Here is a 13,936-nt window from a genome sequence, read left to right on the forward strand (position 1 = left end):
TCGGCCCCCTTAGGCTCGAGGCGAGATGGCGCCATGAATACCTTGTCCAGCCTGTTCACCGAATCCGCTGACGGCCAGCTCGGCGTCCTGATGTCGGCGCTGTCAGGTATCGCGGCGGCACTCGCGGTCGCGCTGGCGATGACGGTCTATTATCGCTTGAGCTACAGGACCTGGCGCGACATCGCCCGGCACGGCCTGGCTGCGTTCGCCGCGCTCGCCCTGTTCGCCTTTGCGGCCTATGACATGCGCCACGCTGCGCTTGCCTATCTCGGCCTCAACCCATCCAAGCCCGCCGTCGAGTTCGAGATCCGCATGCCCCGGGAGATGCTGACGGCGGTGACCGACGGCCAAATCGAGCTGCATACCGATCGCAACCAGACGCTGGCGCTGGTCGACGGGGTGCGCGATCTCTCAGACGGACGGGCGGTGCTGCGCGGCGCAGTGGTGCTCAACCACCGCACCGCGGACCGCGTTCTGGTCGTGAACCTGCCCGGCAGGGGCACCTTCGAGTTCCGCCTCCGCCTGCCGGCCGAGCCGCATCGCTCCGAGCAGTTCGGCCCCTGGCACCTCGCCGACCGCATCGCCTCCCCGCTCGCCCCGCAGGACGGCTACACGATCCGCTACCGCGTGCTTTAAACTTTGTTCGTTGCGATCCATGCCCGTGCCGTCATCGTTCCGACGCGCGACGACGGGTAAGATGATCGCATGCCCGAATTTCGCCTGACCCAGATTTCCGACACCCATCTCGGCCGGCGCTTTCCCGGCCTGATCGCCAACTTCCACCGCATCAGCGAGCACATCGACGCCGGCAGGCCCGATCTCGTCGTGAACACCGGCGATGTCTCGTTCGACGGGCCGACCAACCGCGACGACGTCGAATTCGCCAGAGGCCTGCACGACGCCCTGCCCGTCACCTGCCGCTACCTCCCCGGCAATCACGACATCGGCGACAATCCGACCGCGATCGGGCCGGCGCCGAAGCCGCCGGTCACCGAGACGCACCGCCAGCGATTCCGCGACATCATCGGCGAAGACCATTGGTCGTTCGAGGCCGCCGGCTGGCGCTTCATCGGCCTCAATTCACTCGTGATGAATTCGAGGCTCGCCTTCGAGACTGAGCAGTTCGACTGGCTCGCCTCCGAGATCGCGCGCACGAGCGGCAGGCCGGTCGCGCTATTCCTGCACAAGCCGCTGTTCCTCAACCTGCCCGACGACCCCGAGACGCCGCAGACCTCGATCCGCTATGTGCCGCAACCGGCGCGGGCGCGGTTGATCGAAATGTTCAGGAGTGTCGACCTGCGTCTCATCGCCAGCGGCCACGTGCACCAGCGCCGCGACTTCACCTGGCGCCACACCCGGCACGTCTGGGCGCCATCGGCCGGCTTCGTCATCAACGATACGCGCCAGGACCGGATCGCGATCAAGGAAGTCGGGCTGGTCGAATATCGCTTCCGGCCAGACAGTCTTGAGGTCCGCCACGTCAGGGCGGCGGGCCAGCGCGATGTCGACATTGAGGAGCTTTCTCGCCCAGATGGGCGGCGAGCACTCATAAAATCGGCTGCGTGCAGGAGGCGCACTTGATGTCCGCCTGTCACTCGACACCGGCGCGGACACGCGTGCTCCACATCCCAAGCCCGTAAGCGAGGTTTGCTTGCGCTTCTGGAGCTTCGCCTTCCGACCAACAGGAACATCGCTAGCTCCGCGCGCATTGAAGGACGATCAGAATACGTCGATGGAGGCCCCATGATTAGGACAACGCTGAACGAAGCTAGGCTGACCAATTTGGCAACGGCTTGCGCGGCCTTGGCACTCGTCCTCGCGATGGTTCCGGCAACGGCGCAGGAGGCAGGGCGCTCGAGAGTCGGCACACTCACGTGCAACATATCGCCCGGAGCCGGCATGATTGTTGCGGGACAACGGCAGTTGAGCTGCATCTATGCATCGGCGCGAGGCAGGGCGCGCGAGGCTTACGAAGGCACCGTCAGCACGCTTGGTCTCGACATAGGAGCCACGTCCGGCGGTCAGCTTGTTTGGACCGTGTTTGCGCCAACCACGCTTCGCCAGGCAGCCTTGGCCGGAACCTATTCGGGCGCGACCGCCGGCGGCACTGTCGGCGCCGGAGTTGGTGCCAACCTCCTGGTGGGCGGCTCGAATCGCACGATCGCCTTGCAGCCCGTGTCCGTCCAGGCGCAGACCGGTGTGAACATCGCAGCAGGCATATCGAGAATGGAATTGCGGCCGGTCGCTGCGCCCGCACGCCGCAAGGCGCAGTGACCGCCGTCGCCGGCGAATTGAAGAAGAGCGCTTTTCGGTGAGCCCGGGTTCCGCCGGGGCGCCAACCAGTGCCCCCACACGTCACTTCTGGCTTAACGATGCCCCAAGGCTCGCTTTGCGCAGATCGAGTGCTCTTCTCCCGGAGGGTTCAAGCCGATACGGACAAGCTGCCAGCCTTAGGAATTTGCTATTGAACTGACGGCCTCCACGATGGCGGCCGGGTCTGCGTACGTGACCATATGACCGGCATTTGGAACAAGGTGAAGATCGGACCGAGGCAGTGCTTGATGTAAATCTCGCGCTTGCTTGAATTCGATCACCTGGTCCTCTGTTCCGTGGAATATCTGCACTTGGTCGCCTATGGTCGAATAATAAGCTTGGAATTGTGTTGCAGTTGGAATGAGGAGTGCACTTTCCTCCGCAGCCGCCCTCAACTGTGTGGGCCTGAGCACCAGAGACGTTGGAAATTCATTCTTGAACGTCTGCGGGACAGAACGGGGCGCAAAGATCTTACGGAGAGCTCCTGGCAGAACGGCCCACGAAATGATTGGCGCGACAGTGTAACTGACCAAGTCGCCCAGGACCGGTATGGCTGGACCTGACATCAGCCACACGTCCAATCGGGCGGTCGGGAAATAGTACCCGGACGCAAGCACAAGACCCAGGGTCGGATAATCCTTTCGCAGGGCGAGAGCGAGTGCGACGAAGGCGCCCCAAGAATGGCCCAGCACAACGGGATTCCGGATTCCGAGTTGATTGAGCGCCTTCACCAACAGAGCGGCTTGAGCTTCTGCGGTCCATATTCGGAGCCGGGGCCGCTGACTGTAGCCAAAGCCCGGGCGGTCGAAGCACACCACGCGATTGCTGCGGGCAAGGAGATCGACCAGGCCGCTGATCGTGAAGTCCTGGATCATGGATCCGTTGCCATGGAGCAGCACGACGCAAGGAGCGGCCGGATCACCCCGATCGACATAGTGGAGTACTACGCCGTCGCACTCGAGGAACTTGCCGATTGGTGGATTCCTCCACTCGGCCAGTTTGGAGAAGGCGACGTTACCGACGACGAGAAGTGCTAATAACAAGGCAGCGATGAGCAATACGGTTTCAGCGGTGGTCATTACTGAGCCTTGATGATCGAGGGTAAGAACACGAGACCCGCGGTGCCAAGCAGATGAACCAATCCATGAAATAATTGGAAGTTGAAGCGCTCGTTCCTGCGCGCAATCGCGGAGGATTGATTAAAAATCGCGTGCCCCGGAACGGTGGAGAAATGCTCACGTTGGCCCGCTTAGGGTCGCACCTGTGACGGAGAGCATAGGATCCGACCTCACCAACGATAACGATGGAGCAACAAATGGCTAATCCACGCCAGGAGGAAAAGTCTACCCAAAGCCCTGAGGACACAATGCGCCGCGCCACCGAAAGGACTGCTGAGCAGACCAGACGGATCGGCTTAGCTACCGCCGAGGCCAGCGAAGAGGTCGCCCAAGCCAGCAGCCATCTGCTGCAACAAAATGCCGAGATGTTGCAAAACAGTTGGCGCTTCGGCGTCGACATGGCCACTGCGATGATGGGCCGCTCTAGTGATGAGCTTGGTCGCACGTTCGGTTTGACGGGCAATGAAGCGCAGCAGGCAACAGAACGCTCGGTCCGCAACGCAGAAGCCATCATGTACTCTACAACCGCGGTCGCCAAGGGAATGAACGGCGTCTCACGCGAGTACTTCGATTTCGTTCGTCAGCAGATCGAGCGGTCCATGGACCGCATGAATGAACTCTGGCGCTGCCGAACTCCGCAAGATTTGGCGGCTGTGCAGACCGAGCTGATGCGCGATTCGATCAGAAGCGCCCTAGATGCCAGCCGCCGGATGGCGGACATGTCTTTGAAGGTGGCTGACGATGCAGGAAACCATATTACTCAGAGTATCGAACGCATGCGGCACGCAGCCTAGCGCGCTGCCATAACCATGGCGCATATGAGCGGCTGAACCTCAGCCGCTCATATGCCTGCTGCTTCAGTTGCGGCCTCGCGGGAGACTTAAGCCACGCTTTTGAGATCCTGCTGGATCGCGGCCAGCAGCGATTGCAATGCCTCGCTGTTCACCGGCTTTGAGGCAGGGACAGGCGGTTGACCGGCGGGTTGCGCGGCCTTGAGCGGACGCTTTGGAAACGGCGGCGGTGGTGCCGGCATTGGGGCGCGAGCAAAATCGCCCTCGTCCTCGGTGTGAACGAACTTGCCATGGATGACGTCGTCGCGACGGCCCATGATGAACATCGCCGCCCAATAGCCGGCGGCCAGCAGAATTACGCAGAAAAGAACAATCTCTAACATCGCAGCACCTGAAATATGCGCGATGATTCAATGCCTTCGTCGGGCCGTCAATGAACAGGCGGTCACACCTGCAGCTTTTGCGAGCAGGTGTGACCGATTGGTGACTCTTTCTCAACCATTCACCGCCCCGATGGGGGGCTGGATGGGGCCAGATCAGGCCTTGTCGGGGCCAACCCGGACCAGCTGCTTGCCGAAATTGGCGCCTTTCAGCAGGCCGATGAAGGCGCCGGGAGCGCTTTCCAGGCCCTCGGTGACGAACTCCTTGTATTTCACCTTGCCGTCGCGGACCCAGGTCGACATGTCGCGCAGGAAGTCGCCATGGCGGGCGGCGAAGTCGGAGACGATGAAGCCGCGGAAGGTCAACCGCTTGGTCAGGGTCGCGCGCATCAGGCTGGCGGCCCATTTCGGCGGCTTGGCCTCGGTGTCGTTGTAATGGGCGATCAGGCCGCAGACCGGCACGCGCGCAAACGGATTGAGCTGCGGGAACACTGCCTCGAACACGGCACCGCCGACATTCTCGAAGTAGACATCGATGCCTTTCGGGCAGGCGTCCTTGAGTTTGGCGGCAAGATCGGCATCGCGGTGATCGATGCAGGCATCGAAGCCGAGCTCCCTGACGACGTAGTCGCACTTGTCCTTGCCGCCGGCGATACCGACCGCGCGCGCGCCCTTGATCTTGGCGATCTGCCCCACCGCCGAACCAACCGCGCCGGAGGCGCCGGCAACGACCACGGTCTCGCCGGGTTGCGGCTTGCCGATGTCGAGCAAGCCCGTATAGGCGGTCATGCCGGGCATGCCGAGCACGCCGATGGAGGTCGAGATGGGACCGAGCTTGGGATCGACCTTGATCAGGCCCTTGCCGTTCGAGATCGCATGCGTCTGCCAGCCCGAGCGGATGCGCACGATGTCGCCGACCGCGAAGTCGGGATTGTTGGAGGCCGCGACCTCGCTGACCGCTTCGCCTTCCATCACCCCGCCGACCGGCACCGGAGCTGCGTAGGACGGCCCCTCGCTCATGCGCCCGCGCATATAGGGATCGAGCGACAGCCAGATCGTGCGCAGCAGGACTTCGCCTGTGCCGGGTGCCGGCACCGCGAATTCCTCAAGACGAAAATCAGACGGCTTGGGTTCGCCGACGGGACGCGCGGCGAGAACGATGCGTTTGGCTTGGGCCATGGCTTCCTCCGAATTGTGTTTCGGCGCGAACGGAAGCGGAGGGAGCGAGGCGCGTCAATACAAAAGCGAGGGAGCGTGGTGGCGTATCGTCACGCGCATCTCTCGTGTCCCGGACGCGCTGCAGCGCTCTTGCGCTTCTGCGCAGGGCCGGGACCCACGGCAACACGACAGATCCAGAGGCATGGGCCCCGGCTCTGCAGCGCAACGCTGAAAAAGCGCTGCGCTGCGTCCGGGGCACCAAACCGGCGACTAACCCCCGCCCGGATAGTTCGGGCTCTCGCGCGTGATCGTCACGTCGTGGACGTGGCTTTCGCGCAAGCCCGCGCCGGTGATGCGGACGAACTGGGCCTTGTCGTGCAGCTCCTTCATGTCCTTTGCGCCGACATAGCCCATCGCGGCGCGCAAGCCGCCGGCGAGCTGGTGCATGACGTTGCCGACCGGGCCCTTGTAGGGCACCTGCCCCTCGATGCCCTCAGGCACGAGCTTGAGCGTGTCCTTGATGTCCTGCTGGAAATAGCGGTCGGCAGATCCCCGCGCCATCGCGCCGACCGAGCCCATGCCGCGATAGGCCTTGTAGGACCGGCCCTGCCACAAAAACACTTCGCCGGGCGTCTCGTCGGTGCCGGCGAGCAGCGAGCCGACCATGGCGATGTCGGCACCGGCAGCGAGCGCCTTGGCGAGGTCGCCGGAATATTTGATGCCGCCGTCGGCGATGACGGGAATGTCGGACTTCTTCGCCGCTTCCACCGCATCCATGATCGCGGTGAGCTGGGGAACGCCGACGCCGGCGACGATGCGGGTGGTGCAGATCGAGCCCGGGCCGATGCCGACCTTGATGCAATCCGCGCCTGCGTCGATCAGCGCCTGCGCGCCTTCCGTGGTGGCGACGTTGCCGGCGACGACCTGCACCGAGTTGGACAGACGCTTGATGCGGTTCACCGCATGCAGCACGTGGCGGGAATGGCCGTGCGCGGTGTCGACGACGACGAGGTCGACGCCGGCGTCGATCAGCCGCTCGGTGCGCTCGAAGCCGTTGTCGCCGACGGTGGTGGCGGCGGCGACGCGCAGGCGCCCCTGCGCGTCCTTGCAGGCGAGCGGATGGGCGACCGCCTTCTCCATGTCCTTCACGGTGATGAGACCGACGCAGCGATATTGCTCGTCGACGACAAGCAGCTTCTCGATGCGATGCTGGTGCAGCATCCGCCGCGCCTCGTCCTGGCTGACATTCTCACGGACCGTGACGAGATTTTCGTGCGTCATCAGCTCGGAGATCTTTTGCTGGCGATTAGTCGCAAAGCGCACGTCACGGTTGGTGAGGATGCCGACCAGCTTGCCGGGCGTCGACTTGCCGGCCCCGGTGACGACGGGAATGCCGGAAATGCCGTGATCGCTCATCAGCTTCAGCGCGTCGTCGAGCGTGGCCTCGGGGCTGATGGTGAGCGGGTTCACCACCATGCCGGACTCGTAGCGCTTGACCTGCCGCACCTGGGCAGCCTGCCCCTCGGGATCGAAATTGCGGTGGATGACACCAAGGCCGCCGGCCTGCGCCATGGCGATCGCCATGCGGGCCTCGGTGACCGTGTCCATGGCGGAGGCCATGATCGGAATGTTGAGCGGAATGGCGCGGGTGACGCGGGAACGGATGTCGGCCTCGCCCGGCATGACGTCGGACAGGCCCGGCTTCAACAGCACGTCGTCGAACGTAAAGGCTTCGCGGATGCCTTGAAGTTGCACCGTGGCCATATGCCAACTCCTTCCTGCGGCCCTGCCGCAAATGCGTAATAGATGAGCGCCGCCCTCGGCGTACCTTGCGGCATCGCCTTAGGAATCGGAGCCCATCGGTGGGGTTGACGCGGGTCGATAGCACGGCCGCGTGACGAATCAAAGCAATTCGGGCCGCTGGCCAGCCATGCACAGGCTTTTTTTGGCCAATTCAGGCGGGGATAGCCCCGGCGGCAACCTGCCCCCGTCATTCCGGGGCGCGACGAAGTCGCGAGCCCGGAATGACGAGGGAGAGGGTCACACCGTTGTTACGCGGGATTTAGGTGCCATGCGTCGATCCGCAATGGTCGGCGGCGGACGGCGGTGTTAAGCCGCAAGTCCACCCTTCCTTCCGATTTCCCTTACCAATCCGTCATGGTCGACAAGCAACGCGTCATTCCGCTGATCGTGGCCACTGCGCTCTTCATGGAGAACATGGATTCCACGGTGATCGCCACCTCACTGCCGGCGATCGCGGCCGACATCGGAACCAGCCCGCTGACGCTGAAGCTCGCAATCACGTCGTACCTGCTGTCGCTCGCAGTGTTCATCCCGGCGAGCGGCTGGACCGCCGACCGGTTCGGCGCGCGCATGGTGTTTGCGATCGCGGTCGGCGTGTTCATGGTCGGCTCGGTCGGCTGCGCGCTGTCGACCTCGGTCACCGACTTCGTGTTCGCGCGCATCCTGCAGGGCATGGGCGGCGCGATGATGACGCCGGTCGGGCGGCTCGTGCTGCTGCGCTCGGTCGACAAGAGCGCGCTGGTCAACGCCATGGCCTGGGTGACGGTCCCTGCCCTGATCGGTCCCGTCATCGGACCGCCGCTCGGAGGCTTCATCACCACTTACGCGTCCTGGCACTGGATCTTCCTGATCAACATTCCGATCGGTCTGCTCGGCATCTTCATGGCGATGCGCTTCATCGATCCGATCAAGAGCGAGGAACGCGAGCCGTTCGATCTCTACGGCATGGTGCTCGCTGGGCTGGGGCTCGCCGGCATCGCCTTCGGCCTGTCGGTTGCCGGCCTCAATCTGCTGCCGTGGAGCACCGTTGCCGCGTTGATCGCGGGCGGCGCCATCTCGATGACGCTCTACGTCATCCACGCGAGGCGTACGGGGTCGCCCGTGCTGGATTTCTCGCTTCTGAACCTGCCGACGCTGCGCGCGGCCGTGTTCGGCGGCTTCCTGTTCCGCCTCGGCATCGGCGCGCTGCCGTTCCTGCTACCGCTCTTGATGCAGATCGGCTTCGGGCTGTCGCCGTTCCATTCCGGCCTCGTCACCTTTGCCTCCTCGCTCGGGGCCATGGGCATGAAAACGCTGGCGGCGCGGATCATCCGCACCTTCGGCTTCCGCAATCTGATGACGGTGAACGCGATCGTCAGCGCGTTCTTCCTCGGCGTCTGCGCGCTGTTCACGGTGACGACGCCGCTGCTCATCATCATGGTCATCCTGGTGGTCGGCGGCTTCTTCCGCTCGCTGGAGTTCACCGCGATCAACACCGTCGCCTATGCCGACGTCGAGACCGCGCAGATGAGCCGCGCCACCACGCTCGTCAGCGTCAACCAGCAGCTCGCGGTCTCCGCCGGCGTCGCCGTCGGCGCGGCCTGCGTCGAGACGACGATGTGGTTCAGCCACGTCAGCGAGCTCAACGCCACCGTGTTCGCGCCGGCCTTCGTCGTGGTGGCGCTGACCTCGGCGGCGTCGAGCTGGTTCTTCTGGCAGATGCCCGCCGACGCCGGCCACGAGATCTCCGGCCGCAAGGTGGTGGAGATCGCAAGCCGCAAGGGTGCCGGCAAGGGCGCGGCGAAGGCCGCCGTCAAGGCGGCGAGCGAGGATACGCAGGACGTGCGGGATCAAAGGCTGGGGTAGTCTTTCCTGTCGTCATTGCGAGCGCAGCGAAGCAATCCAGACTGCATCCGCGGCGCAAGTCTGGATTGCTTCGTCGCAAGAGCTCCTCGCAATGACGGAGCACGAGCTACGCCGCTCCCCCACCCCGAAATCCCGTCGCCAGCACGTAGCGCTCCGACGAGTCCTGCCGGCTCGCGGCCGGCTTGACATGGCGCACCGTCGCAAAGTCGCGCTTGAGCTGGGCGAGCAGATCGGCGTCGGCGCCGCTCTGGAAGGTCTTTGCCAGGAACGTGCCGCCGGGCTTGAGCACGTCGCAGGCAAACGCCGCTGCGGTCTCGACCAGCCCGACGATGCGGAGCTGGTCGGTCTTGCGGTGACCGGTGGTGTTGGCGGCCATGTCGGACATCACGACGTCAGCGCCGCCGCCCAGCATCGCGGTGAGCTTCTCGGGCGCGTCGTTGTCCATGAAGTCGAGCTGTGCGAAATCGACCCCGGGAATCTCCGGCATTTCCAGGAGATCGATCGCGACGACCTTGCCTTTGCCTTCCGTGGAGCCGACACGCTTCGCTGCGATCTGGCTCCAGCCGCCGGGTGCCGCGCCGAGATCGACGACGGCCATGCCGGGCTTCAGAAGGCGAAACTTGTCGTCCATCTCCAAGAGCTTGAACGCGGCGCGGGAGCGATAGCCCGCCGCCTTGGCCTTGGCGACATAGGGATCGTTGAGCTGCCGCTCCAGCCACAGCTTCGACGACAGCTTGCGCTTGCCGCCGGTCTTGACCTGGACGTGCAAGCGGCCGGTGGTGTCCTTGGCCATTCTCACCAGCTCCTGAGCGCGCCGTCCTCGCGCATCATCTCGACCAGCATGCCTTCGCGCAGGCCGCGGTCGGCGACGCGCAGGCGCGGCAGCGGAAAGGCGCGGCGGATGGCGTCGAGAATGGCGCAGCCGGCCAGCACGAGGTCGGCGCGCTCGACGCTGATGCAGCTGTTGTTCGCGCGCTCCTCGTAGCTCATGCCGAGCAGCTTGTTGATGATCGCGGTGATGTCGCCATCGTTCATCCAGATGCTGTCGATGCGGCGGCGGTCGTAGCGCGGCAGGTTGAGGTGGATACCGGCCAGCGTCGTCACCGTGCCCGATGTGCCGAGCAGGTGCATGTCCGTGAGATCGCGGCCGTGCTCCTCCGCGAACGGCGCGACGTGGCTCGCAACCTCGCGCTCCATCGCGGCATAGATCTCAGCCGTCACGTCGCGGCCGCCGAACTGCTCGGCGAGCGTGACGACGCCGAAGGGAATCGACATCCAGGCCTTGATGCGCGGTTCCGGATTCGCCGGGTCGCGCTCGATCCGCACCAGCTCGGTCGAGCCGCCGCCGATATCGAACAGGATCGCGCCGCGTCCTCTCGGGTCGACAAGGGGCGAGCAGCCGAGCACGGCGAGCGCGGCCTCGGTCTCGCGGTCGATCACCTCGAGCTCGATGCCGGTCTCGGCTGCGACGCGGCTGCGGAATCCCTCCGCGTTCGAGGCCGCGCGGCAGGCTTCGGTCGCGATCAGCCGCAGCCGCCGCGCCTTCCGCAAATTGATCTTGTCGCGACAGATGCTGAGCGCCGCAATGGCGCGCTCGATCGCGGCCTCGCTGATCGAGCCGGTCGCCGAAACGCCCTCCCCGAGTCGGATGATGCGCGAGAAGGAATCGACCACGCGGAAGCCGTCGTGGGTCGGACAGGCGATCAGCAGCCTGCAATTGTTGGTGCCGAGGTCCAGCGCCGCATAGACGCCGGTTCCCGGCGCTTGCGCGCCGACGGCCGGATCGGTGGCCAACGCCACCGCCGCCATCGACCCCTCCAGCTCACCGTGCGGCCCATGTTGGCTTACATGGCCGTCGCGGAGCCGCGTGTGGTCATTCATACAAACTGTCTTTCCGCGGCCGGTCGGGCCGGTCTGGAATTGATTTTTCGCCTGAAACATTAGCAGCGCGGCAGGCCTGCGCAACAACGCATCACATGGGACCATGTCCATTCGTGCGTTGTCGTGAACGGGGTGCTGGGTTATCTGAGGGAGTCCGGTGCCCCGCTGCCGCGAAAAATGCGCAAATGCCGGCTTTTCAGGTCAATTCCATGCAAGAACACACAAAATCGTCCACGCTCGAGAACGCTATTGCACTGCAAAAATATGGCGTCGGGCAACCGGTCCGCCGCAAGGAGGACGACACGCTGGTGCGCGGCAAGGGCCGCTATACCGACGATTTCAACCTGCCCGGCCAGGCCTATGCCGTGATCGTCCGCTCCACCCACGCCCATGGCGTCATCCGCGGCATCGGCCTTGATGCCGCCAAGGCGATGCCGGGCGTGCTGGGGGTGTGGACCGGGAAGGATCTCGATGCCGCCGGTTACGGCCCCTTCACCTGCGGCCTGCCGCTGAAGAGCCGTGACGGCTCGCCTTTGCTCCAGACCAACCGCCAGCCGCTCGCGACCGACAAAGTCCGCTTCGTCGGCGATCCCGTCGCCTTCGTGGTGGCGGAGACGCTGGCGCAGGCACGCGACGCGGCCGAAGCGGTCGAGCTCGACATCGAGCCACTGCCGGCGGTGACCGATCCCGAGGAAGCCGCCAAGCCAGGCGCGCCGCAGCTTTACGACCACATCCCTGATAACGTCGCGCTCGACTATCACTACGGCGACATGGACAAGGTCAACGCGGCATTCGCCAGCGCCGCTCATGTGACCAAGCTCGACATCGAGAACACCCGCGTCGCCGTGGTATCGATGGAGCCGCGCGTGGGGCTGGCCTCCTACGACAAGAAGACCGAGCGCTACACGCTTCAGGTGCCGACGCAGGGCGTCGCCGGCAACCGCGCCAATCTCGCCAAGAACCTGAAGGTGCCGAACGAGAAGGTACGCATCCTCACCGCCAATGTCGGCGGCTCCTTCGGCATGAAGAACATCAACTATCCCGAATACATGTGCATCCTGTACGCGGCAAAGGAATTGGGACGGCCGGTGAAGTGGCTCGACGAGCGCTCCACCAGCTTCCTCTCCGACAGCCATGGCCGCGCGCAGAAGATCCATGCCGAGCTCGCGCTCGATGTCGAGGGGCACTTCCTCGCGGCGAAGCTGTCCGGTTACGGCAATCTCGGCGCCTATATCACCGGCGTCGCGCCGGGACCGCTCTCGCTCAACACCGGCAAGAATTTTTCCAGCGTCTATCGCACGCCGCTGATGGCGGTCGACATCAAGACGGTGCTGACCAACACCACGCTGATGGGCGCCTATCGCGGCGCCGGCCGGCCGGAAGCGAACTACTACATGGAGCGGCTGATCGACCGCGCCGCCGACGAGATGGGCATCAACCGGCTGACCTTGCGCAAGCGCAACTTCATCAAGCAGAACCAGATGCCGTTCGCCGCCTCCTCCGGCGTCACCTATGACAGCGGCGACTTCCAGGCGGTGTTCAACAAGGCGCTGGAAATCTCCGACCACGAGAATTTCGCCAGGCGCAAGAAGGAAAGCAAAAAGGCCGGCAAGCTGCGCGGCATCGCCGTCGGGTCCTATCTCGAGGTCACGGCGCCGCCGAGCCCGGAGCTCGGCAAGATCGTGTTCGACCCCGACGGCACCGTGCAGCTCATCACCGGCACGCTCGATTACGGCCAGGGCCACGCCACGCCGTTCGCGCAGGTGCTATGCGAGCAGCTCGGCGTCCCCTTCGAGAGCGTGAAGCTCGTGCAGGGCGACAGCGACATCGTCCACACCGGCAACGGCACCGGCGGCTCGCGCTCGATCACCGCGAGCGGCCAGGCCATCGTGGGGGCTGCCAAGCTCGTCATCGAGAAAGGCAAGCGTGCAGCAGCGCATATGCTGGAGGCGTCCGAAGCCGACATCGAATTCGAAGGCGGCAGCTTCACGATCGCCGGCACCGACCGCAGCATCGACATCATGGAGCTCGCCAAGAAGCTGCATGACGGCAAGATGCCGGAGGGCGTGCCTGACTCACTCGACGTCGACCACACCAGCGAACCGGTCGCCTCCGCGTTCCCGAACGGCTGCCACGTCGCCGAGGTCGAGATCGATCCCGACACCGGCGTGGTGCAGATCGTGCGCTACAGCGCGGTCAACGATTTCGGCACGGTGATCAACCCGATGCTGGTCGCGGGCCAGCTCCATGGCGGCGTGGTGCAAGGCATCGGGCAAGCGCTGATGGAGCACATCCGCTACGACGAGAGCGGCCAGCCGATCACGGGCTCGCTGATGGACTACGCGCTGCCGCGCGCCGAGGACGTGCCGAACATGACGGTCGGCGACCACCCGGTGCCCGCCACCACCAACCCGCTCGGCAGTAAGGGCTGCGGCGAAGCCGGCTGCGCCGGCAGCCTGTCGACGGTGGTGAACGCGGTGCTCGACGCGCTCTCCGATTACGGCATCAAGCACATCGACATGCCGCTGACCCCGGAGCGGGTGTGGCGCGCGATCCAGGATGCGAAGGGTAAAGCGGCGTAAGGGGCGCTCTTCCGTCTCCACAACAATGGAGTCATCGCCCGCGCAGGCGGGCGATCCAGTACGCC

The 13,936-nt window shown here is 64.6% G+C and carries 12 protein-coding genes; 6 read left to right on the plus strand and 6 right to left on the minus strand.

All coding sequences use genetic code 11. From position 1 onward, the window contains the following. Window positions 1-33 precede the first annotated feature (33 nt). From ACVIIV_RS28650 to ACVIIV_RS28660, 3 genes are all read left to right on the plus strand, one after another. Window positions 34-636 carry an acriflavin resistance protein gene (locus ACVIIV_RS28650; RefSeq protein ID WP_456747141.1) on the plus strand — a complete coding sequence of 201 codons (603 nt, stop codon included), beginning with the start codon at window positions 34-36 and terminating at the stop codon, window positions 634-636. 69 nt (window positions 637-705) lie between these two features. Then, window positions 706-1,581 carry a metallophosphoesterase family protein gene (locus tag ACVIIV_RS28655; protein ID WP_456747142.1) on the plus strand — a complete coding sequence of 292 codons (876 nt, stop codon included), beginning with the start codon at window positions 706-708 and terminating at the stop codon, window positions 1,579-1,581. Window positions 1,582-1,821: 240 nt separating this feature from the next. Continuing rightward, the gene (locus ACVIIV_RS28660; RefSeq protein ID WP_456748854.1) at window positions 1,822-2,274 is read left to right on the plus strand and encodes a DUF992 domain-containing protein; all 453 of its coding nucleotides are present in this window, start codon (window positions 1,822-1,824) and stop codon (window positions 2,272-2,274) included. 176 nt (window positions 2,275-2,450) lie between these two features. Here ACVIIV_RS28660 and ACVIIV_RS28665 read toward each other — a convergent pair whose 3' ends face one another. After that, window positions 2,451-3,392, minus strand: coding sequence for an alpha/beta fold hydrolase (locus ACVIIV_RS28665; RefSeq protein WP_456747143.1), 942 nt, complete (start codon window positions 3,390-3,392; stop codon window positions 2,451-2,453). Between the two features lie 236 nt (window positions 3,393-3,628). On the opposite strand from ACVIIV_RS28665, the gene ACVIIV_RS28670 reads away from it, so the two are divergent. Further along, window positions 3,629-4,225 (plus strand): phasin family protein, encoded by a 597-nt coding sequence (locus tag ACVIIV_RS28670; protein ID WP_456747144.1) that lies wholly within the window; start codon window positions 3,629-3,631, stop codon window positions 4,223-4,225. Window positions 4,226-4,311: 86 nt separating this feature from the next. Here ACVIIV_RS28670 and ACVIIV_RS28675 read toward each other — a convergent pair whose 3' ends face one another. From ACVIIV_RS28675 to guaB, 3 genes are all read right to left on the minus strand, one after another. Continuing rightward, window positions 4,312-4,605 (minus strand): hypothetical protein, encoded by a 294-nt coding sequence (locus ACVIIV_RS28675; RefSeq protein WP_456747145.1) that lies wholly within the window; start codon window positions 4,603-4,605, stop codon window positions 4,312-4,314. Window positions 4,606-4,758: 153 nt separating this feature from the next. Further along, window positions 4,759-5,781, minus strand: a complete 1,023-nt coding sequence (locus ACVIIV_RS28680) for an NADP-dependent oxidoreductase (RefSeq protein ID WP_456747146.1) — start codon at window positions 5,779-5,781, stop codon at window positions 4,759-4,761. A gap of 249 nt (window positions 5,782-6,030) precedes the next feature. Then, window positions 6,031-7,524 (minus strand): IMP dehydrogenase, encoded by a 1,494-nt coding sequence (gene guaB, locus ACVIIV_RS28685; protein ID WP_456747147.1) that lies wholly within the window; start codon window positions 7,522-7,524, stop codon window positions 6,031-6,033. A 393-nt stretch (window positions 7,525-7,917) separates the two neighbouring features. Between guaB and ACVIIV_RS28690 the strand changes: the two genes are divergently transcribed. Then, a complete protein-coding gene (locus ACVIIV_RS28690; protein WP_456747148.1) occupies window positions 7,918-9,408 on the plus strand; it encodes an MFS transporter in 1,491 nt (496 codons plus the stop codon). 106 nt (window positions 9,409-9,514) lie between these two features. Here the strand turns inward: ACVIIV_RS28690 and ACVIIV_RS28695 are convergent, their stop codons facing one another. Further along, window positions 9,515-10,201 carry an RlmE family RNA methyltransferase gene (locus ACVIIV_RS28695; RefSeq protein ID WP_456747149.1) on the minus strand — a complete coding sequence of 229 codons (687 nt, stop codon included), beginning with the start codon at window positions 10,199-10,201 and terminating at the stop codon, window positions 9,515-9,517. A gap of 2 nt (window positions 10,202-10,203) precedes the next feature. Next, window positions 10,204-11,289, minus strand: a complete 1,086-nt coding sequence (locus ACVIIV_RS28700; protein WP_456747150.1) for a Ppx/GppA phosphatase family protein — start codon at window positions 11,287-11,289, stop codon at window positions 10,204-10,206. Between the two features lie 209 nt (window positions 11,290-11,498). On the opposite strand from ACVIIV_RS28700, the gene ACVIIV_RS28705 reads away from it, so the two are divergent. Continuing rightward, window positions 11,499-13,871, plus strand: coding sequence for a xanthine dehydrogenase family protein molybdopterin-binding subunit (locus tag ACVIIV_RS28705; RefSeq protein ID WP_456747151.1), 2,373 nt, complete (start codon window positions 11,499-11,501; stop codon window positions 13,869-13,871). Window positions 13,872-13,936: the final 65 nt, after the last annotated feature.

The sequence above is a fragment of the Bradyrhizobium sp. USDA 4354 genome (assembly GCF_054060315.1).

What these genes read in the sequence shown, in the direction of transcription:
- ACVIIV_RS28650 (WP_456747141.1), top strand. Translation starts at nt 34, where the DNA reads ATGAATACCTTGTCCAGCCTGTTCACCGAATCCGCTGACGGCCAGCTC.
- ACVIIV_RS28655 (WP_456747142.1), top strand. Translation starts at nt 706, where the DNA reads ATGCCCGAATTTCGCCTGACCCAGATTTCCGACACCCATCTCGGCCGG.
- ACVIIV_RS28660 (WP_456748854.1), top strand. Translation starts at nt 1,822, where the DNA reads ATGGTTCCGGCAACGGCGCAGGAGGCAGGGCGCTCGAGAGTCGGCACA.
- ACVIIV_RS28665 (WP_456747143.1), bottom strand. Translation starts at nt 3,392, where the DNA reads ATGACCACCGCTGAAACCGTATTGCTCATCGCTGCCTTGTTATTAGCA.
- ACVIIV_RS28670 (WP_456747144.1), top strand. Translation starts at nt 3,629, where the DNA reads ATGGCTAATCCACGCCAGGAGGAAAAGTCTACCCAAAGCCCTGAGGAC.
- ACVIIV_RS28675 (WP_456747145.1), bottom strand. Translation starts at nt 4,605, where the DNA reads ATGTTAGAGATTGTTCTTTTCTGCGTAATTCTGCTGGCCGCCGGCTAT.
- ACVIIV_RS28680 (WP_456747146.1), bottom strand. Translation starts at nt 5,781, where the DNA reads ATGGCCCAAGCCAAACGCATCGTTCTCGCCGCGCGTCCCGTCGGCGAA.
- guaB (WP_456747147.1), bottom strand. Translation starts at nt 7,524, where the DNA reads ATGGCCACGGTGCAACTTCAAGGCATCCGCGAAGCCTTTACGTTCGAC.
- ACVIIV_RS28690 (WP_456747148.1), top strand. Translation starts at nt 7,918, where the DNA reads ATGGTCGACAAGCAACGCGTCATTCCGCTGATCGTGGCCACTGCGCTC.
- ACVIIV_RS28695 (WP_456747149.1), bottom strand. Translation starts at nt 10,201, where the DNA reads ATGGCCAAGGACACCACCGGCCGCTTGCACGTCCAGGTCAAGACCGGC.
- ACVIIV_RS28700 (WP_456747150.1), bottom strand. Translation starts at nt 11,289, where the DNA reads ATGAATGACCACACGCGGCTCCGCGACGGCCATGTAAGCCAACATGGG.
- ACVIIV_RS28705 (WP_456747151.1), top strand. Translation starts at nt 11,499, where the DNA reads ATGCAAGAACACACAAAATCGTCCACGCTCGAGAACGCTATTGCACTG.